Source organism: Bacillus sp. AK128 (assembly GCF_053903075.1).
This window is the reverse complement of sequence record NZ_CP096379.1, coordinates 3,394,268-3,416,593: the sequence shown is the minus strand read 5'-3', so window position 1 is coordinate 3,416,593 and position 22,326 is coordinate 3,394,268. Positions and strand designations below refer to the sequence as shown.

Genomic DNA, 22,326 nt, shown 5'->3' with positions numbered 1-22,326 from the left:
TAACCTCCAAGTGTAATCATTACTTATCATTACTATTTCGATATTTTTTTCATAATTCCTTCAAAAAAATGAATCATTCTTCATTTTGATACGTAAATAAAATTGGAAAGCGAGGGAGAAGAGTGACATTAAAAATTGAAAATGTAGTCAAACGATTTGGAGCATTTACAGCAGTAGATCATCTATCTATTTCCATACCTGAGCGTGAAATGTTTGGATTTTTGGGTGCCAATGGTGCAGGGAAAACAACTACGTTCCGAATGATCCTAGGCTTATTAGAGCCAACTTCTGGGGGAATTACTTGGAATAGTGAGCCAATCAATTATAAAACTAGTAATATTATCGGATATTTACCAGAGGAGCGTGGCCTCTATCCCAAGTTAAAGGTTAAAGAACAGCTTATTTATCTTGGTAGATTACGTGGGATGAAGAAAGCCGATGTGATCATTGAAATGAGACATTGGCTAGAGCGCTTTAAGATTACAGATTATGAGAATAAGAAAGTGGAGGAGCTATCAAAGGGAAATCAGCAGAAAATCCAATTTATAGCCTCGGTTATTCATAAGCCTAAGTTATTAATACTTGATGAGCCATTTAGTGGATTAGATCCAGTTAATGTTGAGCTGCTTAAGGATGCCGTAATTGATTTAAAGAAACAAGGTACATCCATTGTGTTTTCAAGTCACCGGATGGAGCACGTTGAAGAACTATGTGAGCACTTATGTATTATGCACCATGGAAAACCAGTTGTTCACGGAGCTTTAAAGGAAATTAAACGGTCATTTGGTAAAAAGAACGTATCCATTCAGGCTGACTTTGATTTATCCTTTTTAAAGGAAGTAGAAGGTGTATTGAAGGTAAAAGAACGCAGTGGAGGGGTTAACCTTCAGGTCGAAAGTGAAGAAATATCAAGTCAAATATTTTCAATGCTATATGGAAAAGGATTTGTTCGCAAGTTTGAATTAGAGGAACCATCCCTACATGATATCTTTATTGAAAAGGTAGGTGCAGCTTACCATGAATAAATTTTGGATTATTTTATTTCATACGTATTTAAATAAACTAAAATCAAAATCATTTATCATTACGACCGCCATTACTGTTCTACTAATTATCGGTGTCAGTAATATTCAGAACATAATTGGATTATTTGATAAGGACAATACCACAACAGTTGCGGTTGTTGATGAGACGGCTGAACTGTTTCCTCTCCTGGGTGAACAAGTAGGTATGTTAGATGATGAACTGACGCTTGAATTATATACTGGTAGTGTTCAGGAGGCTGAGGCTGAAGTAATAAATGGTCAGTATGAAGGGTTATTAGCCCTGTCCTATAATGAGTCTGGTCTTCCAGAGGGAGAGTATAAAGCTAATTCTATTACTAGTACGACTACTACACTTACTCTACAACAATCATTACAGCAGCTAAAGGTCTCCGTTGCGACGACGCAAATGGGACTTACCGAAGTTGAAATCGCACAGTTATATGAGCCTGTTAGTTTTGAAATGGTCGCACTAGAGGAAAATGCAAAAACTGAGGAAGAGTTAAATTCAGCAAGAGGACTAGTGTATATTATTTTATTTATGATTTACATAGCTGTTATCATGTATGCAAACATGATCGCCATGGAGGTTGCAACCGAGAAATCCTCCCGTGTAATGGAAATACTCATCTCCAGTGTTTCACCTGTCTATCAAATGTTTGGAAAGATTTTAGGAGTTGCGTTATTAAGTATGACCCAGTTTACGATATTGATTGTCATTGGGTATCAATCAATTAAGAGAAACTTGGCAAATATGGATGGAGGAATGTTCCAGTTTCTCGGCTTTGAGCATTTGCCTTTAAGCACCATCATATATGCCGTTATTTTCTTTCTATTAGGTTACTTCTTATTTGCAACGCTAGCCGCAGTATTAGGCTCTCTTGTAAGTAGAATCGAGGACGTTCAACAAATGATTACGCCTATGACTCTATTAATCGTGATTGCCTTTATGATTGCAATGTTTGGGTTAAGCAATCCCGAGAACTCATTTATAACGATTACTTCCTTTATACCATTCTTTGCACCGATGATTATGTTCTTACGTGTTGGAATGCTAAACGTACCAGGGTGGGAGATTGCATTAGGACTAGGATTACTAGTTGGAACAATTGTGATCCTGGCTTTATTCGGTGCACGCGTCTATAAAGGAGGAGTACTGTTATATGGTAAATCCTCTTCGTTTAAAGATATTAAACAAGCAATAGATGTTACTAAGAAGTAGTATAGCTTTGTTAATTTTTAATTATTTGACTTTGTTAAAGAACATTGTTGATTTTCAGCAGAGTTGATTGAAGTGGAAGGACGCGAGACTCCTGCGGGAAAAGCGTGGTGAAGGAGACCCCGCAGGCGGAAACGCCGAGGAGGCTCAAAGGAACTTCTGCTAAGGTCGCTCACGTCCTGTGAGCAACGCAGAAGCCAACACATCCTGTGCAAGTGCGGAAAGCGAGTGTCCTGGAACGGAAATCAACAAACAATGGTTTAACAAATCCAATCATTTAAATAGGAAGATTAAACGCTGGGTTTAATCTTCCTATTTTTCAATCAAAACGAATATTGCAAAAAGAGGAGGAGAGAACCATCGGATATCTAAGAACAACAATACTGCTCATTAGTTTTTTAATACTTGTTACAGGATGTAACTCAACCGAGAAATTTCATCAAACATTCATTGGGAGTAGTGATCATTGGCAGGCAGAATTGGTTCAAGAAGGAAAAGTCACCTATAAAGAACATGAAGAACTTGAAGATCAATATGAAATAAGTTACGAAAAAAACGAAGATCTGCAATTAACTTATATTGGTACAGAAGAAAATTTGGGTCAGGTAGTGGAATATTTTACGGAAACAAGTGCTGGTGAGGTTAAAGCTTCTGAGGGTGAAGTGATCGATATCCAGAAAGAATTTTCACTTTCTGGAGGAACAGGTGGCACATCCCATATTCCAAAAGATCTCAATTTTTCCCCAATAGATAAACAAGATCATGTTTTTAAAGTGACTATAAAATGGAACGATAAAATAGAAGAAATTGAATTGACGTATCAGGACTAGAGGTAAGTCTGTACAAGAAACACAAGATTAATTAAACATTAATAGGAATGAAAAGGTGTACACAATGAATAATCGTTTTATTAATTATTGCTTATTTTCTCCAGTATCTCTCAATCAACAAAAGCTTAGGCGCAGCATTGCTGGAAAGACTATACTAATTACAGGCGCTAGCTCTGGTATTGGTGAGCAACTAGCCTATCAATTAGCAGACATAGACTGTCATATGATTCTAGTTGCTAGAAGAGAAGAGATGCTAGCCACTGTAAAAAAAGAAATTGAAAAGAAGGCTGCTAAGGTGACCATTTATAAAGCAGACCTAAGAAATAAAGAAGAGTTGGATGTTATTCTATCCTACTTACATACATTACCTAACGGGTTAGATATAGTGGTTAGTAATGCAGGATTATCCATTAACAGATCGATTTATGACTCACTAGAGCGTTATCACGATTTTACTCGTACCATGGCGATTAATTATTTCGCACCTGTCCAATTATTGCTTTCAACCATACCTTTGTTAAAGAAAAACAAGGGTCAGATTATTAATGTCTCAACCATTAACGCTTTACTAGCACCTGTTCCTTATTTTGCTGCTTATCAAGCATCCAAGTCAGCCTTTGATGTTTGGCTAAGGTCTATAGCTCCTGAGTTAAGAGCAGAAGGAGTAACAATTTCCTCTATTTATCTCCCTTTAGTAAGAACACCGATGATTCAACCAACAGCGGCTTACCGTCGAATGCCGGCGGTGTCACCAAGTCATGCTGCTAAAGCAATCTCTAAATCCATGTATAAGAAGAAGAGATATGTACAGCCATGGTGGTTAATATTTGGCCAATTAGCTTCTGTATTCATTAGGGAACTTTGGGATCTAACAGGGAAAAAGGGGAGTAAATCATGAAAGTATATAGACTCATAAAAGTCTTATATAATATTAACCTACTTTCCCCTTTACGCTTGTTCCAATTAGTCTCTTCTATTCGTAAAAATGGGGTTAATTTATTAACATTGCTCCATTTTGCAGAGAAGAGATATGGAGATGATATCGCATTAGTAGAAGAACATGAAACATTCACTTATAAACAGCTACGTTTACAATCGGACAAGCTTTCGATCTATTTTCATAAACACGGTCTTGTTCAAAGCGGTCAGAAGGTGGCCTTCTTATGCAAGAACCATGCCTCTCTTGTAAAGTCCATTTTCGCAGTTTCTAGATTGGGGGCAGATTTGTATTTACTAAATGCAGAAATGAGTTCGGCTCAATTTAATGATTTAGTCCTTCAACATGATTTCGACCTAATTATTTATGATAATCAATTAAGCTCTCTACTCGAGCATTCAATCTATCGTAAATCAAAGGTTTTAAGTTATCATCAAAACCTACCAGCTATCAACAACATGATTGAGTCAGATTCTAAGGAAATGAAACCTTTACCAAAAGCCTCTTTCAGTAAAATTATTTTGCAAACAAGCGGGACCACAGGTAAACCAAAAGCTGCAGCACATCAACCTTCTTTATTTAACTACTTGAATCCTTTTGTTGCTTTTATCAAACGATTGAAGATCATGAAATATCATACTGCTTATATTGCATCACCCATCTATCATGGATACGGGATTGCAGTGCTTCTTTTGTTTATTCCATTAGGGAAAAAAGTAGTAATTAATAGTGGGTTCGAACCTGAGAAGGCTTGTAAACTAATTCAAAAACATGAAGTGGAAGTGGTAACGGTTGTTCCTTTAATGCTTCAAAAGATGTTAAATCATAATCCTGAAAACTTAAAATCTTTAGCTTGTATAGCATCAGGTGGTGCGAAGTTAAGTTCAAAGCTAGTAAATCAGACCTTTAAGCATTTAGGCCCTGTTTTGTATAACTTATATGGAACTTCGGAATCTGGTTTAAACTTCATTGCAACTCCTGAGGACTTAATGTATTCAAGTACAACAATAGGAAAAGAAATCGAAGGAATGACTATAGCTGTTTTAGATAAGAGCAACCATGAAGTGAAAATTGGCGATATTGGGCAATTATGCATTAAAAATGATTGGTCAAAAAGTAATCGAAACAGCTTGTGGATCCAGACTGGTGATTTAGTTTATCGAGATAAAAAAGGCTATTATTTCTTATGCGGTCGCAATGATGATATGGTGGTTTCTGGTGGTGAAAATGTATATCCAATAGAGGTAGAACAAGTTTTAATCAAGCATCCTTTCGTCGAAGATGTAGCGATCATTGGAATCAATGATGACCAATTTGGACAAAGATTAAAAGCCTTTGTTCTTCCAGCCGTCGATGCTGTTCTAACCGAGGATGAACTACTTGAGTGGATGAGATCACGAGTTGCTAGATTTCAAATGCCAAAAACGATTGAATTTGTCGACTACATACCATACACAGCATACGGTAAGCTCGATAAAACAAGCTTGCGACCTGAATGAATTCATACATAGAAGAATGAACAGCGTGGTATGAGCCATATTGTTCATTCTTCTCTTTTTTTAGGTTTAGAATCTCGATAGGAACGTGCATTCGCATTTAGAAGATGGTACAATATGGACACGAAGATAAGAGGGAAGTGAGAGTGTGAAGCCAATTACATTTCTTCATACAGCAGATTTGCATCTTGACAGTCCATATACAGGTCTAAAGTTCTTACCAGATTCTTTACTTAAAAGAGTTCAAGAGAGTAGCTTTGTTTCGTTACATACAATCATCGATTTAGCAATTAGCAAGAATGTTGATTTTGTCATCATAGCTGGAGATTTATATGATTCTGAGCAACGAAGTCTACGAGCTCAAATACGGTTAAGAAATGAATTTCTTCGCCTACAATCAGCAGGGATCCAGGTCTATATCGTTCATGGAAATCATGATCCTTTAAACGGTAATTGGATTCAACTAGAGTGGCCAGCTAATGTCCACTTTTATTCAGATCAAATTGAGGTAAAGTCTTTTAAAAAAGAAGGGAAACATCTTGCTAATCTATATGGGTTTAGCTACTTGGATAAGGCAGTTACTGACAACATGGCAATTAACTATGAAAAGGGAACTGAGCCATGCTACCATATTGCCATTTTGCATGGGACGCTTGCCTCCAATAAGGATCATAATCCATATGCTCCTTTCTTATTATCTGATATAAAAGTTAAGGGCTTTGACTATTGGGCACTAGGACATATTCACCAAAGACAAGTGGTTCACTCTGACCCTCCCGTTATTTACCCTGGAAATATACAAGGGCGGCATAGAAAGGAAACCGGTGAGAAAGGCTGCTATATCGTATCGATGAACGAAGGTGAAACAAGGTATTCATTCGAAGACACCTGTGATATTTTATGGGAGAGAATAAAGCTCTCCGTTACAGAAGTGAATTCCATCGATGAATTTATTCATGTTTGTAAACAAGAAATGGAACAGCTAAGGAGAACGAAGCAAGGTGTCATGGTCTTCCTTGAAGTAACCGGCAGTGGTCATCTAACTGATTTTCTTACCAATTCAGTAGATGTTGAAGAAATACTTGATATTCTTCATTCAGGGGAAGAGAATCGAACAAATTTTGTATGGTTTAGTTCCATTCACTATCAAGCAAGGTCTATTAAGGATAAGGATCAATTAAAGAAAGAGCTACATTTTCTTGGAGATTTACTTCAGCAGTTTGAAAATTATCAAGAGTTTAACGAGGATGTAGCTCCTTTATATACACATAAGGATGCTCGGCGGTTTCTGTCCCCATTAGAGGAAAGTGAAAAGAGTATCTTAAAAGAAGAAGCTGAAAATTGGATCATCAACGAACTGTTCAAGACGAGTACGTAGGAGGTGAGTGCATGATCATTAAACACATACACATATATGGCTACGGAAAATTAGTAGATTACCAACTAGATATTACGGATCGTTTCCATACAATTATTGGTGAGAATGAAGCGGGTAAATCTACAATTATGTCATTTATTCATAGTATTTTATTTGGCTTTCCTCTAAGGAATCAACAAGAGAATCGATATGAACCAAGAGAAGGTATGAAATTTGGTGGGAAAATTACTTTTGAAACGGATCAACATGTTGTATTCACCATTGAGCGGGTTTCTGGTAAAGCCGCTGGTGAAGTTACTGTGTACTTTGAGGACGGTACAGTTGGTGGAGAAGATGAGCTAACTCAGCTGTTAAATGGTATGAACAAAAAGCTGTTCACCTCTATTTTTTCATTTGGACTACAGGGACTACAAGATATTCAGTCAATTAATGGAGATGAATTAAGTCAGTACCTCCTTTCAACAAGCATACTGGGGAATGATCAAATAATTGAGCTAGAAAAAAAGTTAACAAAGGAGATGGAGCTCCTTTTTAAGCCTAGTGGTAAGAAGCCGGAGCTTAACCAAGACCTTGAAGCAACAGCTAGGCTAGCTCAGCAAGTACATGCTGCTAAAGCTCAGGCGGGGGAGTATCAAATACTGATAACAGAAGAATATAGACTTGATTCAGAAATTAAAGAAGTGAAGAAAGAGCTTCAAGAGCTTCGTCTATTAACAAACAGTTTAGATGTATTCGAGCAATATATTCCTTTGAAAACAGAACTTACATCCATACAAACGCAGAAGAAGCAGTTAGGAGAACCACCCAATATTCCGATTGACGGATTGAAAAGGATGGAGCAGATTAACCAAAATTTATTGCCCCTTGAGGCTAGAATTAAAGGACTAAGAAAACAGTATGATGACTATCAAAAAAAGATAGATAATCTAACGATTGACGAAGAGCTTATTCACTGCGAGGCTGAAGTAAAAAGTTTTGTACAGCAGTATAATAACGTCGTGCATATAAAGGATAAGCTTTCTGAATTAAATTCAAAGATTAATAACATGAAGGATCGAGTTATTCAAATTCAGAATACCTTAGGGATTCACCTTGTCGAGGAACAAATAGAGGAAATTCCTTTATCACTTGCTGTTAAAAACGACTTGAAATTACTTGTTGAGGATTACCTAAGTCTTCTTCATAAAAAGGAAATATTAGAACAGCAACAGGATCAAATAAAGGGTCAAATCGAAGTGATTGAAAATAATCTCTACAACTACCGGCAACAGCTCTTGAGTGTGGAAAGGAAGAAAGAACTACTTTCGATTGTTGAAATTCAAAGGAATCACAAAGTTCTTCACAATAACCGTCAACAAAGCCATTCTAAGTACGAGCGTGTAAAGAAGCAGATCAGTGAACAAGAGAAGCAAAAAAAATCTGTTGAGCGGATTAGAAGTATATTCATTTTACCTTTTTCTCTAGTGATGCTGGGTTATGGCATTTGGCAGCTGGTGATGGGACAAGTAGTCACAGGAATCCTATTTCTTATAATTGGAGCATTATTAGGAGTTAGTGCATGGGTTCTCACAAAAGTATTCCATAATCGACCATTACAATTGAGTTTGCAAGAGGAGCTTAAAGAGTTAAAGGAAGAGCTAGTGAAGCTTGACCAGGTGAACCATAATTCTTCAAATTGGATGGAGGCAGAACAATTAATAGCAAAGGATGATCAGTTCCAACAGCTCATCAATAAAGAGGAAATTCTCCTTCAGCAACTTGGTAGTGAATATGAACGAACAATCCAACAGTTTGAAAAGTGGGAGCATTCCTATTATGACGTTTCATTGAAATTAGATCAGGTCAAGGTTAAGCTTAAAGTTCCACAAGCCTATTCTTATCAAATGATCCTAGAATACTATGAGCACCTGGAAGAACTCGTGCAAACAAGCAGGGAACTTAAACAACATAACCAGGATCAAATGAAACTTACACAAATAGTCAATGATTATCAAACCGGGTATCAGGAATTACTTCAGCGGATTGGCCGTACTTTTTCAGCTATTGAAGTGACACCTACAAACCTTTCCGATGAACTTGAAGTGGAAAAGGGGAAGAAAAGAGAATGGGACCTAATAAAAGAAAATCAGAAAGAGGTCATGGAAGAACTAGAACAATTAACGAGTGAAGCCGAATATTTTGAAGAACAGATCCTCCAACTATATAAAGCATCAGGTGCTGAAAACGAAGATGTATTTAGAGAGAAAGCGTCATTGCTTGAAAAATGGAATGATTTAGATCTGCATGAGAAGAGAATTAATGAGCATATGATGGTCCTTCTTCATTATAATCATAACAACCTTCAAGATTTTAATAATCAATGGGAAGTTTTGTATGAACAGCTTAATCAAAGAGATACATATGTAAATACATATGAAGAATATTTACAAAGAGAAAAAACGCTGGTAGCAGAGTTTGCAAAAATACAATTGCAAAAAAAGCAAATGGAGGAAGCAGGTACCTATTCCACACTTCTCCAAAAGCTTGAACTTCAAAAATCTAAGCTACAGGATAAGGTGAAGGAATGGTCAAAGCTGGCTGTTGCTAAAGGTGTTTTACAACGGACAAAGGACTATTATAGAATGGTTCGCCTCCCAGAGGTTCTACAAAAATCTGAGCAGCATTTTAGAGTTCTTACAAAAGATGGCTACTCTAGAGTTTTGTTACAGGATGATATTCATTCCATCATCGTTGAACGTAAAGATGGAGTAAGATTTATGCCCAATGAACTAAGTCAGGCAACCTCTGAACAGCTATACTTGTCAATTAGACTAGCATTAGCTGGATACTACCAATCAACCGTTACCTTTCCAATAATTATTGATGATAGCTTCGTAAACTTTGATGAAGCAAGATATGAGGTAACCTTAAAGCTACTAAAGGAACTAGCAAAAGAAAGACAAATCATCTTCTTTACATGCCATCAGGGAGCATTACCCTACCTAAGCGAAGATGAACACGGAATAACTAGGCTACAGGGACCATTAACCAATAAAAGCCTAGTAAGAGATAAAATCTAATATGATATAATGCAAGTATAAAATTTTAGAGTATGACTGAATAAGGGGGATTGAAATGGCAAAGGGAATTGTGCATTTTGAGGTTGGAGAACAAATCGATATTTATTTATTAGTTAAATCTAGTACAAAAGGAATTGCAAGTAACGGAAAACCATTCCTTACCCTTATTTTCCAAGACCAAACCGGAGAAATAGAGGCGAAGCTTTGGGATTGTACACCTGAACATGAAAGTGAGTTTATTGCTCAATCGATCGTCAAAGTGTATGGAGATGTTCATAGCTATAGAGGGAGAAATCAGCTGAAAATCCGTAATATTCGTCCGGTAAATCATACAGACTCAGTATCAATCGATGATTTCTTAGAGGTAGCTCCTCTAGAAAAGGACGAAATGATGTCAAAGATTACTCAGTATATTTTCGAGATGAAAAACCCTAATATACAACGAGTAACTAGACATTTAGTGAAGAAGTATCAGCAGTCATTTTTAGAGTATCCAGCAGCTACCAAAAATCATCATGAGTTTATTTCTGGATTAGCGTATCATGTAGTCTCGATGCTTGACCTTGCTAAGGCTATATCAGGGCTCTACCCTTCATTAGATCAAGATCTACTCTATTCTGGAGTCATCCTTCATGACTTAGGAAAAGTTATTGAGCTATCTGGACCAGTGTCCACTGTTTATACGACAGAAGGAAATCTACTTGGCCATATCACGATCATGGTAAATGAAATCGGCAAAGCTGCTGAGGAGCTTGGTATCGCTGGTGAGGAGATAACCGTTCTTCAGCATATTGTCCTAAGTCATCATGGAAAAGCCGAATGGGGTAGTCCAAAGCCACCTCTAATTAAAGAAGCAGAAATTCTCCATTATATTGATAATCTAGACGCTAAGATGAACATGCTAGATCGTGCGTTAGAGCATGTTAAGCCTGGAGAATTTTCTGATCGTGTGTTTGCTCTTGATAATCGCTCATTCTATAAACCAAACTTTCATAAATAAGTAAGGGGCATAAATTACGGTCTAGTTTCATATATTGTTCGTAATCAGAGCTTGTCTTGAAAGGGGATGAAATTATGATTACTATTCCGTGGTGGATTTACTTAGTAGTAACTGGAATTGTAGGTAGCGGCATCATGATGGTGCAAACTGGTAAGAAGGAAAGAAAGATGCAACAATTTTACATTGAGCGTGAAGGTCAGGTATTTATTGAAAGAATTAAGTATGAACGTGAAAAAAGAAAGCAGCAAACAGATGAGGTTAAAACAGTAGCAAACTAAAAGAAAGGAAGGTGTCCAGTTTAGTTGGACACCTTCCTTTTTTACATTATTCCTCTTCTACCGGCTCAAACATATTCTTTAGTTCATCATCTTTTACTTCTACATTGGCTTCTTCTAATTCATTAAGAACCATGGCTTCAACTTGAGTGAAGTCAACTTTCGCACGACCAAGTTCTTCTACAATTGTCTCTCTCATGTCCTCTAGTGGATCAAGGTCCTTCTTATCGGTAAGCTTGATAATATGAAACCCGAATTGGGATTGAACAGGTCCACTAACCTCACCAATTTCTAATCCATAGGCAGCTTCTTCAAAAGCTGGATCCATAACCCCTGTTCCAAAGAACCCTAAATCTCCACCAGCCGCAACAGTACCAGTATCAGTTGAGTATTCTTCTACTAGTTCTTCAAAGGCTGCTCCTTCATCAAGCTTTTGCTTCACTTCTGTAGCTGTTTCTTCATCAGCCACTAAAATATGGCTTGCCTGGATTTCAGGCTTTAATGCATCGTAGTGCTCTTGAATTTCTTCATCTGTCACTTCAATGTCCTGCATAGCTAGTTTTTCCTGCATGAGGCCAACTTTCATGGTTTTCTTCAACTGTTCTTCAGTTTTAAAACCACTTTGCTGAAGTAGCATAGGGAACTGATCTTGATATTGTTCCTTAAGTAGGTCTACTTCCTTTTGTACTTCTTCATCTGTTACATCAAAATTCTGACTTAAAACTTTTCCATACACAAGCTCACGAAGTACCTGTTCACCGTATCTTTCTTTCATTGCTTCGTAAAATTCATCCTTGGTTATAGCGCCAGCTTCTGATTCAACCACTACTTCTGAATCATCCACATTTCCTGCATTATTGTCATCTGTACATGCCGTAAGGGCTAAAACACCTGCTGTAAGGGTTAGTGTCAGTAGGTATCTCCTCATATTTAACACTCCTATATGTAGAAAATTTGTAGAATTATGGATGGGTTTCCTTAAACAGTATGTCCCAAAAAAACTACATCCATTACTATACCATATTTTTCTAAAAAAGAAATGAGGAATCAGCCTGTAACTAATCGGGACAAATGCCTATTTTTCATCAAAACCGGGACATTCGTTTAGTCAAAAAAGTTGTAGCTGTATAGTATGTAGTAAACCTAAAGAAATAAATTATTCTTTAGGGGAAGAGCAAAAAGAAAAAATTTCGACTATAAGTCAAAAGGAGGTAATCTGAATGAGTCACGGATTTACTGGTGGATTTGCGCTTATCGTCGTGCTGTTCATATTACTAATTATTGTTGGTTCTGCTTACGTTGCATAACTAAATTTAAAAATAATCATTAAATGTATGATAAACGCCTACTCGTTTTTTAGAGCAATGGCATATGATATTTTAGCCTTGTTAAAGGAGGTGTTCTCATGAGCCACGGATATGGTGCAGGTTTTGCGTTAATCGTAGTGTTGTTTATTCTTTTAATTATTGTTGGTGCTGCTTGGTTATAAGCAAACTAAGGCAGAGGTGATCTCTGCCTAATTTATAAAAAAAACTAGGAGGTATGTATTATGTCACACGGATATGGTGCAGGTTTTGCGTTAATCGTTGTATTGTTTATTCTTTTAATCATCATTGGTGCTTCTTGGGCTTAATATAATATAAAAAAAGTGGTGATCATAGGGATCACCACTTTTTAAGTAAATTTAAAAATATGAGCTGTGGGATTATGTGAATATCTTGTTACATAGTAGAATAAAGGAGAAATCATACAGGAACGACCTGTTTGACCTTCTCTTTACTTATGTATACATAACCTCAACAAACGATGATATGAGCAAAATCGTGACCAAAATGTTGATAGTGCGAAAAACTTTTGGTTGGCGCTCATCAGGTATTTCTTTTTGAATGCATAAAGCATTAGTTAAGCTGTTAATGAAGTAAAGGATCAATACAGCCAATGGAATATATAAAATGATCATATTTGAGCCCCTCCTTTTTATAGTATAAGATAATTATAATGACATGAAAACATGAAAATTTTGTTGTTAAGACGGTTAAGTCTGTATATGTATGAGGTATACTGCTTGATAGTAGATATAATTTAAAAGAAAATTAATTTAATTATTTGGATGTGTTAAGTTTCATTTTTTCATTTAAGCAATAGTGATATAGAAATCTGGAAAGAACAAGAACTAACTTTATGTATATTTACCATTTTTACATAAATTTCTGAAAATGTCTTAAAAAAGGCTCTAAGTTTTAAATCCATTAGCCTAGTACTTGTGGATTTTGTTAGTGCGAGGTGCATAAAGATAGCACATTTTTTGAAAGAGGGATATTCTCCTTATTAAAGATATGATGAAAATGGGGTGACATGACAATGTGGGAGAACCAAAACTGGAGACGAGCATTTTTTATATTATTAGGAACGGTTCTAACCGTAACGATTGTTATACTTGCTATTGTCATTCGTTTACTTTTATCAGAACAACCAGAATTAACCATACCTAAAGCAGAAGTCGAGAAGGGGCGACCGTTTTTTACATTATCTACTTCTAGAACAGCCATAAATAGCTGGATACAGGATGAACTAGCTGAACAGGAAAAGGCAGTTCAAAATATAAATTATGAAGTGGTTTTAGAGGATTTTATTTATTTGCGAGGTAATTTAATTGTATTCAATAGAGAAATCCCCTTTCAAATGACGTTACATCCAGTAGTAAACGAAACCGGAGGACTTACCCTTCAGCAACGTGAAATTAGTGTAGGTAGGCTTCAACTCCCAGGTGAACTTGTTCTTGGCTTATTAAATGAACAGGTTGATTTTCCAGAATGGGTCAGAGTTCAACCAGAAACCAAAGAAATTATTGTAAATGTAAGAGAAATTCAACTAGACCAAGGCATGCAATTATCAGTTAAAACCTTTGATCTACAAAAGGATCAGTTAGAGTTTCAAATAGAGAGATAAGGGAACTCTTTACAGTCCTTTATAAGTTTGTTCTCTTAAAAACATTGATGATTAGTAGCAAAGTTGAGTATCCAGGACATAGTCAACAATAAAGGTGCTTATAAAAAAACTAGACTACCTATTCGTGTAGTCTAGTCGTATCATAATAAGATTGAATACCATGTTAATTAATCATGTAATATAATATCATAACCACCATTATTTTCTTCTAACATACACTTACGTGGAGCTTTTACAATATGGTAGCTGTATACTATATCTGACACACAAATACCGATATTGATTGCCATTAATATAGACACATAATGGATATAGACAGGATACATCATGCTAAATACAGTTAACAAAAAGGTAAATAACGTAAGAGGCGCAAGTATTGTTAATAATGCAAGCGGCTTAGATAATAATTCACAATGTTTTATGGTTATAATAGGGAATAAACCTCTTCTTACAATCTTAGTTTTAACTTTTTTTCCAACTAATTTTAGTGCAATAATATGAATGATTTGATGACCTGGGACAAGCAGTAAGGCAGCTACTAGAACATATAACAGGCCGTTATCCTCTAATGGTTTAGAATGAAAAAATAATTGAAGAGATAAGTACAACATTATAAAAGCCAGAATCGAAATTAAAAAAGAAAGAAAAATCAATCGTTGGAACCCGTAATCTTTTGATAGATTAATGGTTTTCCAGCATGTCATGTAATTCACCTCAAGACGTTAGTAACTATTCAACATTTGCTACTTTACTTGGTTTAGGGAAAAAGGTCAATAGGTATTTTTTTATACTTTTTAAAATGAATGGAGGCTGCCTTTTGGAGACCATTGAGAAACGCTTAGAACGATTAGAATATTACCAAAAAATAATGCTGGAACTAATTGATTTAGAGAAGAGGCCCTTTCACCATTTATTGATGAAACAAAAGCTGGCAGAAGATGAGGTAGCGGAGTTGTACCGTTTATGCGAGGAATTAACGATGGAATATAAAAAACAAAAAGCAGAGGGCTTTGTAGGCTTTTCTCCGCTTTTGAAGATTTTTAGTGAAAGATTAAATCCAAAACTTTCACTATTAGAAACTATTGAAGCGCTTCATAAAGAACGAATCTATATGCCGTTAATGACTGTTTTGAAGAACACGATCATTGATCAGCATACAAAAAGCAGTTAATCGACTCGTTTATAAAGCTTTCCATCAATTTCAATAAAATCATCTTCAATGTTTTCAATTGATTTTTCAAAAATATCCAGAAATTCATTTCCATAGATTTTGCGGATGATGCTAACTAAATCTTGAAATTCTGGGAATTTCCCATAGACTTCTTTTAATGGAAGTGACCCTCCAAATACCGAATAGGTAGATGGTCGATAGTTTTCCATAGATTCTATCAATAGAGATTCTCCTTCTTCGGTTAACTCTACATAAGTATTCCTCTTATCATCTTCCTTTTTTGAAAACCTTAAGTAACCACGGTCTTCTAACTTCTTTGAGAAGTTAAAGGCTGTTGATACATGCATAACTCCGAATTTAGCAATCTCTGAGATTGAAGCCCCTTTTAAATGATAAGCAATCCACAGAATATGATGCTCATTAATATTTAGATCATAAGGCTTAATCCATTGCTGCCAATCCTTTTCTATCGACTTCCATAATGCCTTACTGAGTTGTGCGACCCGTTGGCTGTAAACAAGGGCTTCTTTCATAGAAAACTCTTTAGAATGATTATCCAGAATGACCACCTACTAACATAGTAATTTCTTTGCTAGGGATTATAACTCTATTATGCCAATAAACTCTAAAATAATAAAGAAAAGGTTTTCATAAAATGCAAAAAAATTTCAAAATAACTTTTTGTAGTAAGCAACCATTCTAGTAACTATAAGTGCTTATTACACCAAAGAAAAGTAGAAGCCGCATATTCCCTAGTGGGAAGTGGGGGTGCGGCTTGATTCAAGTACTAATTCAAGTTGGTTTAATGTTTCTTCAATTTCTTTTATTTCATTATGGATATTGACCTGATGAGGTGCAATATCCTTTTTCCAAGAAACTATTGTGTTTTGGACATCTTCTGTAAATTCCTTCACGACTTCTTTACCATCTTTTGTAGATTGTTCTAGTAATTGAAGAAAGTCTTTTGCTTCAATTTTAAGATTATAAAGTTTTTCAGATAGATCTTGGCTATTTTCTTTGATAGATGCTCGTAATTGAGATCCTGATTTTGGTGTTGATAATAACATAGATATTCCTCCAACAATACTACCTACAATGACACCAACCAAAAATGTGTTTGTTTTCATTACTTATATCCCTCCATTGAATAAACTGTTAAGGCTGTTTTCGTATAAAAAGATTTTTTTACTATATTCGACATGAAATTTGATAATCCTTTCTTTACATTTATACCCATTTTAAGGTGTGATGAAACACCTCATAGAAATAGGATTTAATGCATAAACATTAAATAAAGAGGGGGAACGGATATGCTCGTAGGCTTAATGATTTGTTGTGGAATTATTGGGATATTTTTTTATACAAAGATGATTCATTTTTTTATATCGTCTAAAACTACTGGGGCTTATCCCCCTGTTAAAATGTTAAAACAAAAGGCAATTGCAATGGGAGCGATTGGATCTATTTTTATCTTGTTTTCGATTATTTTATACTTTTTTATCTAGGAGGGAGAGATTATTTAAAATATAGGCTGTGTTAAACCTCGTTGTTGATTTTCGTTACAGGACACTCGCTTTCCGTGGGGCGTGCGGTGAGCCTCCTCGGCTGCGCCTGTGGGGTCTCACCTGTCACGCTACTCCCACAGGAGTCTCGCGTCCTTCCACTTCAATCAACTGTGCAAAAAAATCAACATTGTACTTTAACAGAGCCAAAATATAAACGAAAAGCTGAACCCATTTAAAGTTCAGCTTTACTTTCTATTAATTACTCAACTTTCGCACACTGAAATAGGCAGGTAGACCTTGATATAGTTAGGCAAGCCTGCAATCCATTGTTGTAGTTGACTTTGTATTAACTTCTGTATTTTGCTATTACTTTCTTTCAGGACGTCTTGAAGAAGCTCGAGTAGCTGTCCAAGTGCAACAGACCAATCAAGATCACTGATTTCATCACAAAGATCATAAAATAGCCCGCCTAACGTTCTTTGATCTGTGCTACAGCGGTTCTGCCAAGAGAGTACGATGTATCTAGTAAATACAATCGTGGTATGACAAATTAAGGAGTCATATGAACGACCTTGAAACTCCTTTTGTAGCTTTAATAATGATTTTGTTGTTTTGAAAAAGACTTCGATGTCCCAGCGCATACCGTAAATTCGAATAATTTCTTGTTCACTTAATGTGCAATCTGTGCTTATAATGGCTAACCATTCACTCTTTTTATTACGGTTACGTACAAAGACAATTTTGACTGGAACCCCATTCGCTTGCGTGGTATGAATGGAGCGAAGTATTCCTTTCTTTCCTTGAATAGGAGAAGCTAACTGATAAAGCTCTTTCAAACTAACCTTTTTATCACGTATTAGATAACGTTGCTTCAAGTTTTTTACCATGCCAATGACATCAAGACCTTGATCCTTGATTTCTTTAATAAGCGGTTGATGTGTAAACCAAGTATCCATTAACACATAAGAGGCTTCTATACCTGTTTTCATGGCACGTTTAATCATCGATGGAATTTGTTCAGGTGCAGATTGTAAAGCTTCTAAACGACGCTTATATCCAGAACTGCGTTTATCAATTTTATCTGAAATTCCATTAATGACACTGTTTTTGGAGCTCAATAAAGAGAAGTCTACAGGCATAAACGTTGTACCATCAGACCACCCAAGAGTAAGCATACGAAACCCTTTGTAAAAACGCATTTTTTGAGAAGCATGGTCAAAGCACCGTGCTAGTAGTTCAACCGATTTACTACGATTTTTGTCAAAGGAAGAATCGTCTAGAATCAATACTTTGACACGCTCATGATCCGTTAGTTTGCTTACCTTCTCAATCGAGTCAATGCTTAATAGAAGTAGAAACCTTCTCCAAGAATAAGTAGAGCGGTTTAAGAAGCGGTAGACCGCATCTTTGGCTGGAATTTCGGCAGACTTCCTGCTTTCGAGTGTACGAAACCAGTTTTTGTTTTCAAAGATCAAGCAGAAAATAAGTTGAAATAAATAAGCACAGGTAAAGCCAAACGATTTGGTAATTCCAGCTTTTCTAAGATGTTTCATTACTTGTAATTCTTTAAAAGTAGATTTAATTTCATTTGGTAGTTGCTTAGATTGGTCATGATTCGCTATCATATAGAGGACACCTCTTCTGTATGGTTTTGTGATTCTAGTCAAATCAACTATACCAAACAGATGGGTGTTTTTTCATGTAAACTTTTCATGTCAAGGAAAGTATTCCAATGGTTTCAGCAACTACTGCTGATTAAACTTATTAAACTTTTATCGATGCGAAAGTTGAGTTAATTATTAATATGGATCAGAAACATGACCCATTTCTTCTGCTTTTATTAATGCTTCTTCCATCTTATCATTTGATCCAGCATTTTTTAGACCTTCTGCAACTCTTCTTCCGTATTCTTCATCACATTGTTTAAAGTGTTCGATCATACGGTCCTGGATTTCTTTTCGACAGCCAGATAAAGCACCAATTAGATTGGAAATAAGTTCATTGCGCTCCCAATCATTAAAACGACGATACGTTTCACCAGCTTGGCCGTAGTTGTTTTCACGAGAAATTTTTTCTCTTTTTACATTACCCTCGACATATGGCTCATGCTCTTTGCCAGGATTTTTAGCTTCTTTCAATCCACCTATTAATGAAGGCTCATAATTCACATGAGGATTTTGTTCTTTACCATAATCAGTTCGGAAATCCATTTGACCACCTGATTGGTTAGTTGCCACATGTTTATTAGGCTTGTTAATTGGTAATTGCAGATAGTTTGACCCAACACGGTAACGTTGTGTATCAGAGTAAGAGAATGTTCTACCTTGTAATAGCTTGTCATCAGAGAAATCTAACCCATCAACAAGTACACCGGTTCCAAACGCAACCTGCTCGACCTCTGCAAAGTAGTTTTCTGGGTTCTTATTTAACACCATCTTACCAACCTTATGCCAAGGGAATTGATCCTTATACCATAGCTTTGTTGGATCTAGAGGGTCAAAATCTAAATCTGGATGCTCATGATCTTCAATCACCTGAACATACAGCTCCCACTCAGGGTATTCTCCTCGATCAATTGCTTCATATAAATCCTGAGTGGCATGATTAAAGTTCATAGATTGAATTTGATCTGCCTCTTTTTGGCTAAGGTTCTTAATCCCTTGGACAGGCTCCCAGTGGTATTTAACAAGATGAGCCTTTCCTTCCTCATTTACCCACTTATAAGCATGTACGCCGGACCCTTGCATCTCACGATAGTTCGCTGGTATTCCCCAAGGTGAGAATAGGAAGGTAACCATATGCATGGATTCAGGCTGATGACAGAGGAAATCAAACATACGCTCTGGGTCTTGAAGATTAGTCACTGGATCAGGTTTAAATGAATGAACCATATCAGGGAATTTTAGTGGGTCGCGGATAAAGAAAATCTTTAAATTGTTTCCTACTAAGTCCCAGTTCCCATCTTCAGTATAGAATTTAATAGCAAATCCTCTTGGGTCACGAAGTGTTTCAGGAGAATGTCCTCCATGAACAACAGTGGAGAAACGAACAAACACTGGCGTTTGCTTTTCCGTATTTGTAAAAACCTTTGCACGTGTATATTTAGAGATAGGCTCACCATTAATTGTTCCATAGGATTCAAAATAACCATGAGCACCAGCACCACGAGCATGAACAATCCGTTCAGGAATCTTTTCTCTATCGAAATGGCTAATTTTTTCTAGGAAGTCATAATTTTCTAGAGTAGTCGGTCCACGGTTTCCAACCGTACGGACATTTTGGTTATCTGTTACAGGATGTCCTTGGCGATTAGTTAGTGTTTCATTAGATTCTTGCATATTATCGTTATGTTCCTTCACCATATTACCTCCTTTTATGTACAGATTCATTTTTTCCAATAAAGTGGGTCATATTCCTTATAAATCAATATTTATAAAATATTTACAGGTATATCTTATTTTAAAATGGGGACTAAACTGGTTCATGATAAAATTAGAAATATATTAATAAACGATTAAAGGAAGTGTTCGAGTGTATAGAGAGAATAAACCTTTACATATTAGTCCTTACGATCATCCTGATATATATCCTGGGCCTAGACCATGGAGTTCTTTTTTATTTTATAAAGGAGTCGCTCATCGAATAGAAGAGCAGGGGGAAAGCCTAGAAGCGTCAGTGGTTCATTTAGCTCAAAGTGATCAACTATTTGGTTCGTTTTTACCTTCCATAAGTACTGGGATGACTGTAAAGGATTTTTTACATCATGAGGGTTTAACTCCACTTCAAAAAAGAATACCGGTTTTGGCTTATGGTTCAAATGTCTGCTTGGCACAGCTATTATATAAAGCAAACTTAAATAAAAATGTATCGGATTTATATATTTGCTTTCGTGCAACCATTCAGGATACTGAAATTGTTTATGGCTCATTTTTAGCTCCATATGGGGCAATGCCTGCTATTATGGCACCTCATAAAGGGGCCGAGACAGAAGTATGGGTTACATTTTTAGAACCAGAGCAGCTTGAGCATATGAATAAGACTGAAGGAGGCTATCAGTTAAGAGAACATCATCTTGGTAAAATTAACATGAAGGTGAAGGAGGCCGTTACTAGAATTTACGGTTATTATTGTTCAAAGGCTTTTGTTTATGAAGATTCACAATATCGGTTTCCTGACATACCAGGTACTTCTTCGTTACCAGCTATATGGCAAGCAGATATGTTAGAAACACTTAAAAATATTTGTCACTACAAAGGAACAAGAGAAGAGTTTATACACCTAATCAGATGGAATGATGTGTTCAGGCAAAAGGTAGGAGAAACTCTTTCTCAATATGAAATGTTGATTGATGATCATCCAGATTGGAGACCAACAAGCACATTTCTTCCTATTGAAAGACAGTAAAAAAACCTGTCGTCTTACACGACAGGTTTATTCTAGTCCAGATGAAATGGTGCTTGCGATTGAACTCAGTTGATCAGGTGTATAGTCATTTGCATGTGACTTCCAAACTGCACCGAATCCATCTCCTTTTCCATAGCGAGGGATTAGGTGTACGTGAAAATGAAATACGGACTGTCCAGCTTGTTCACCGTTATTGTTCAGTAGGTTTAGACCGACAGGAGAAAATTGCTTCTTTATTGAATTGGCGATAGAAGGAACTACTTTGAAAATTTCTTGAGAGATCTCAGGAGTAAGTTCAAAAACATTTTCCTTGTGTGTCTTTGGAATAATGAGTGTATGTCCTTTTGAGACCTGGCTGATATCTAGGAAAGCTAGTACTTGTTCATTTTCAAACACTTTCGCACATGGTATTTCTCCCTTTACAATCTTACAAAAAATACAATCATCTTTATGTTCCATCAATTTCATCCTTTCTAAAATAAGTTGTAACTATTATCTATATTGTAAAGACATAAAGGTGATTTTACAAATTTGTCCATTGATAAGTGTTTTGAAAACCTGTCATCACATACTTTGTTGGTTTTTGTAAGAAAATGGAATTTATACTAGGTCCGTTGATTTCCGCTGCAGGCACTCGCTTTCCGCGGGGAGGGACGTGAGCCTCCTCATCGAAAAGTGGAAGTGCCCGGATTAGCTCCGACAAGCAAATGTTCCTTCTAGAAAAAAAGGGTGGATTTCCCTTTTATTCTAGAAGGGTTATTTGACCTCGAGGAGCTGGGCACTACAACTAGACAAGCTTCGCCTGCGGGGTCTCACGCTTCCCTCTATCTCCCGCAGGAGTCGAGTGCCTTCCGCTCCAATCAACTCAATATTTTAACAAATTTGTTCGTGCAAAGCCTTTACAAAAAAAGCCTCTTAAAAAAAGAAAACAGGATGCAACGACTAATCGTTGCACCCTGTTCGGTTGAAGAGGAGTGATAGAAGAAAACATTATAATAGGTTATTTTTCGTAGACACCTCATTTGCGATTTGATAAACCAATCATTATTTACAATAATGG

At 36.3% G+C, this 22,326-nt stretch carries 23 protein-coding genes and 1 pseudogene; 16 read left to right on the top strand and 8 right to left on the bottom strand.

The genetic code is table 11. The features are described 5' to 3' along the window. The first annotated feature begins 122 nt into the window (after positions 1 to 122). From M1D60_RS17115 to M1D60_RS17075, 9 genes are all read left to right on the top strand, one after another. Positions 123 to 1,025: an ABC transporter ATP-binding protein gene (locus tag M1D60_RS17115; RefSeq protein WP_456276041.1), complete on the top strand. Its 903-nt coding sequence runs from the start codon at positions 123 to 125 to the stop codon at positions 1,023 to 1,025. Beyond that, positions 1,018 to 2,265: an ABC transporter permease gene (locus M1D60_RS17110; protein WP_456276040.1), complete on the top strand. Its 1,248-nt coding sequence runs from the start codon at positions 1,018 to 1,020 to the stop codon at positions 2,263 to 2,265. The genes M1D60_RS17115 and M1D60_RS17110 overlap by 8 nt, the downstream gene beginning before the upstream one ends. Before the next feature lie 476 nt (positions 2,266 to 2,741). Further along, the gene (locus tag M1D60_RS17105; protein WP_456276039.1) at positions 2,742 to 3,092 is read left to right on the top strand and encodes a hypothetical protein; all 351 of its coding nucleotides are present in this window, start codon (positions 2,742 to 2,744) and stop codon (positions 3,090 to 3,092) included. Between the two features lie 64 nt (positions 3,093 to 3,156). Then, positions 3,157 to 3,990: an SDR family NAD(P)-dependent oxidoreductase gene (locus M1D60_RS17100; RefSeq protein ID WP_456276038.1), complete on the top strand. Its 834-nt coding sequence runs from the start codon at positions 3,157 to 3,159 to the stop codon at positions 3,988 to 3,990. Beyond that, positions 3,987 to 5,528, top strand: a complete 1,542-nt coding sequence (locus tag M1D60_RS17095; protein ID WP_456276037.1) for an AMP-binding protein — start codon at positions 3,987 to 3,989, stop codon at positions 5,526 to 5,528. Before M1D60_RS17100 ends, M1D60_RS17095 begins: the two co-directional genes overlap by 4 nt. Positions 5,529 to 5,673: 145 nt before the next feature. Continuing rightward, a complete protein-coding gene (locus M1D60_RS17090; RefSeq protein ID WP_456276036.1) occupies positions 5,674 to 6,903 on the top strand; it encodes a metallophosphoesterase family protein in 1,230 nt (409 codons plus the stop codon). A gap of 11 nt (positions 6,904 to 6,914) precedes the next feature. Further along, on the top strand, positions 6,915 to 9,962 hold the full coding sequence (locus M1D60_RS17085; RefSeq protein WP_456276035.1) for an AAA family ATPase: 3,048 nt from the start codon (positions 6,915 to 6,917) through the stop codon (positions 9,960 to 9,962). A 55-nt stretch (positions 9,963 to 10,017) separates the two neighbouring features. Continuing rightward, a complete protein-coding gene (gene yhaM, locus M1D60_RS17080) occupies positions 10,018 to 10,962 on the top strand; it encodes a 3'-5' exoribonuclease YhaM (protein WP_456276034.1) in 945 nt (314 codons plus the stop codon). 74 nt (positions 10,963 to 11,036) lie between these two features. Then, a complete protein-coding gene (locus M1D60_RS17075) occupies positions 11,037 to 11,240 on the top strand; it encodes a sporulation YhaL family protein (RefSeq protein WP_456276033.1) in 204 nt (67 codons plus the stop codon). Positions 11,241 to 11,286: 46 nt separating this feature from the next. Here M1D60_RS17075 and M1D60_RS17070 read toward each other — a convergent pair whose 3' ends face one another. Beyond that, positions 11,287 to 12,165 (bottom strand): peptidylprolyl isomerase, encoded by an 879-nt coding sequence (locus M1D60_RS17070; protein WP_456276032.1) that lies wholly within the window; start codon positions 12,163 to 12,165, stop codon positions 11,287 to 11,289. 292 nt (positions 12,166 to 12,457) lie between these two features. Here M1D60_RS17070 and M1D60_RS17065 point away from each other — a divergent pair, with 292 nt between their 5' ends. The 3 genes and pseudogenes from M1D60_RS17065 (at position 12,458) to M1D60_RS17055 (ending at position 12,870) form a co-directional block, all read left to right on the top strand. Then, entirely contained in the window at positions 12,458 to 12,544 is an 87-nt protein-coding gene (locus M1D60_RS17065; protein WP_456279476.1) for a YjcZ family sporulation protein, read from the top strand. 104 nt (positions 12,545 to 12,648) lie between these two features. Beyond that, positions 12,649 to 12,726 (top strand): annotated as a pseudogene (locus M1D60_RS17060) (YjcZ family sporulation protein); the annotation flags it as partial. A 60-nt stretch (positions 12,727 to 12,786) separates the two neighbouring features. Next, a complete protein-coding gene (locus M1D60_RS17055; RefSeq protein ID WP_456279475.1) occupies positions 12,787 to 12,870 on the top strand; it encodes a YjcZ family sporulation protein in 84 nt (27 codons plus the stop codon). Positions 12,871 to 13,017: 147 nt separating this feature from the next. On the opposite strand, the gene M1D60_RS17050 is transcribed toward M1D60_RS17055, so the two are convergent. After that, entirely contained in the window at positions 13,018 to 13,197 is a 180-nt protein-coding gene (locus M1D60_RS17050) for a hypothetical protein (protein ID WP_456276031.1), read from the bottom strand. 395 nt (positions 13,198 to 13,592) lie between these two features. On the opposite strand from M1D60_RS17050, the gene M1D60_RS17045 reads away from it, so the two are divergent. Next, positions 13,593 to 14,186, top strand: a complete 594-nt coding sequence (locus M1D60_RS17045) for a YpmS family protein (protein WP_456276030.1) — start codon at positions 13,593 to 13,595, stop codon at positions 14,184 to 14,186. A 167-nt stretch (positions 14,187 to 14,353) separates the two neighbouring features. Here the strand turns inward: M1D60_RS17045 and M1D60_RS17040 are convergent, their stop codons facing one another. Next, positions 14,354 to 14,890 carry a DUF3267 domain-containing protein gene (locus M1D60_RS17040; protein ID WP_456276029.1) on the bottom strand — a complete coding sequence of 179 codons (537 nt, stop codon included), beginning with the start codon at positions 14,888 to 14,890 and terminating at the stop codon, positions 14,354 to 14,356. Between the two features lie 113 nt (positions 14,891 to 15,003). On the opposite strand from M1D60_RS17040, the gene M1D60_RS17035 reads away from it, so the two are divergent. Next, positions 15,004 to 15,357 carry a DUF1878 family protein gene (locus tag M1D60_RS17035; RefSeq protein WP_456276028.1) on the top strand — a complete coding sequence of 118 codons (354 nt, stop codon included), beginning with the start codon at positions 15,004 to 15,006 and terminating at the stop codon, positions 15,355 to 15,357. Here the strand turns inward: M1D60_RS17035 and M1D60_RS17030 are convergent. Beyond that, positions 15,354 to 15,890, bottom strand: coding sequence for an HTH-type transcriptional regulator Hpr (locus M1D60_RS17030; protein ID WP_456276027.1), 537 nt, complete (start codon positions 15,888 to 15,890; stop codon positions 15,354 to 15,356). The genes M1D60_RS17035 and M1D60_RS17030 overlap by 4 nt on opposite strands. 219 nt (positions 15,891 to 16,109) lie before the next feature. Beyond that, on the bottom strand, positions 16,110 to 16,484 hold the full coding sequence (locus M1D60_RS17025; RefSeq protein WP_456276026.1) for a YtxH domain-containing protein: 375 nt from the start codon (positions 16,482 to 16,484) through the stop codon (positions 16,110 to 16,112). Positions 16,485 to 16,667: 183 nt separating this feature from the next. Here M1D60_RS17025 and M1D60_RS17020 point away from each other — a divergent pair, with 183 nt between their 5' ends. Beyond that, positions 16,668 to 16,862 carry a hypothetical protein gene (locus tag M1D60_RS17020; protein WP_456276025.1) on the top strand — a complete coding sequence of 65 codons (195 nt, stop codon included), beginning with the start codon at positions 16,668 to 16,670 and terminating at the stop codon, positions 16,860 to 16,862. A 263-nt stretch (positions 16,863 to 17,125) separates the two neighbouring features. Here M1D60_RS17020 and M1D60_RS17015 read toward each other — a convergent pair whose 3' ends face one another. Together M1D60_RS17015 and M1D60_RS17010 are read right to left on the bottom strand one after the other, a co-directional pair. Further along, positions 17,126 to 18,487 carry an IS4 family transposase gene (locus tag M1D60_RS17015; protein ID WP_456275606.1) on the bottom strand — a complete coding sequence of 454 codons (1,362 nt, stop codon included), beginning with the start codon at positions 18,485 to 18,487 and terminating at the stop codon, positions 17,126 to 17,128. 174 nt (positions 18,488 to 18,661) lie between these two features. Continuing rightward, complete coding sequence (locus tag M1D60_RS17010) at positions 18,662 to 20,239, bottom strand: catalase (protein ID WP_456279474.1); 1,578 nt, start codon at positions 20,237 to 20,239, stop codon at positions 18,662 to 18,664. 154 nt (positions 20,240 to 20,393) lie between these two features. Here M1D60_RS17010 and M1D60_RS17005 point away from each other — a divergent pair, with 154 nt between their 5' ends. Next, a complete protein-coding gene (locus M1D60_RS17005) occupies positions 20,394 to 21,266 on the top strand; it encodes a hypothetical protein (protein ID WP_456276024.1) in 873 nt (290 codons plus the stop codon). 27 nt (positions 21,267 to 21,293) lie between these two features. On the opposite strand, the gene M1D60_RS17000 is transcribed toward M1D60_RS17005, so the two are convergent. Then, a complete protein-coding gene (locus M1D60_RS17000; RefSeq protein WP_456276023.1) occupies positions 21,294 to 21,725 on the bottom strand; it encodes an HIT family protein in 432 nt (143 codons plus the stop codon). Between the last annotated feature and the right edge of the window lie 601 nt (positions 21,726 to 22,326).

Excerpts from the sequence above, each read along its gene's own strand:
- M1D60_RS17030 (WP_456276027.1), bottom strand. The coding sequence starts at position 15,890 with ATGAAAGAAGCCCTTGTTTACAGCCAACGGGTCGCACAACTCAGTAAG.
- M1D60_RS17095 (WP_456276037.1), top strand. The coding sequence starts at position 3,987 with ATGAAAGTATATAGACTCATAAAAGTCTTATATAATATTAACCTACTT.
- M1D60_RS17065 (WP_456279476.1), top strand. The coding sequence starts at position 12,458 with ATGAGTCACGGATTTACTGGTGGATTTGCGCTTATCGTCGTGCTGTTC.
- M1D60_RS17040 (WP_456276029.1), bottom strand. The coding sequence starts at position 14,890 with ATGACATGCTGGAAAACCATTAATCTATCAAAAGATTACGGGTTCCAA.
- M1D60_RS17055 (WP_456279475.1), top strand. The coding sequence starts at position 12,787 with ATGTCACACGGATATGGTGCAGGTTTTGCGTTAATCGTTGTATTGTTT.
- M1D60_RS17000 (WP_456276023.1), bottom strand. The coding sequence starts at position 21,725 with ATGGAACATAAAGATGATTGTATTTTTTGTAAGATTGTAAAGGGAGAA.
- M1D60_RS17015 (WP_456275606.1), bottom strand. The coding sequence starts at position 18,487 with ATGATAGCGAATCATGACCAATCTAAGCAACTACCAAATGAAATTAAA.
- M1D60_RS17070 (WP_456276032.1), bottom strand. The coding sequence starts at position 12,165 with ATGAGGAGATACCTACTGACACTAACCCTTACAGCAGGTGTTTTAGCC.
- yhaM (WP_456276034.1), top strand. The coding sequence starts at position 10,018 with ATGGCAAAGGGAATTGTGCATTTTGAGGTTGGAGAACAAATCGATATT.
- M1D60_RS17045 (WP_456276030.1), top strand. The coding sequence starts at position 13,593 with ATGACAATGTGGGAGAACCAAAACTGGAGACGAGCATTTTTTATATTA.
- M1D60_RS17100 (WP_456276038.1), top strand. The coding sequence starts at position 3,157 with ATGAATAATCGTTTTATTAATTATTGCTTATTTTCTCCAGTATCTCTC.
- M1D60_RS17050 (WP_456276031.1), bottom strand. The coding sequence starts at position 13,197 with ATGATCATTTTATATATTCCATTGGCTGTATTGATCCTTTACTTCATT.
- M1D60_RS17085 (WP_456276035.1), top strand. The coding sequence starts at position 6,915 with ATGATCATTAAACACATACACATATATGGCTACGGAAAATTAGTAGAT.
- M1D60_RS17020 (WP_456276025.1), top strand. The coding sequence starts at position 16,668 with ATGCTCGTAGGCTTAATGATTTGTTGTGGAATTATTGGGATATTTTTT.
- M1D60_RS17075 (WP_456276033.1), top strand. The coding sequence starts at position 11,037 with ATGATTACTATTCCGTGGTGGATTTACTTAGTAGTAACTGGAATTGTA.
- M1D60_RS17025 (WP_456276026.1), bottom strand. The coding sequence starts at position 16,484 with ATGAAAACAAACACATTTTTGGTTGGTGTCATTGTAGGTAGTATTGTT.
- M1D60_RS17110 (WP_456276040.1), top strand. The coding sequence starts at position 1,018 with ATGAATAAATTTTGGATTATTTTATTTCATACGTATTTAAATAAACTA.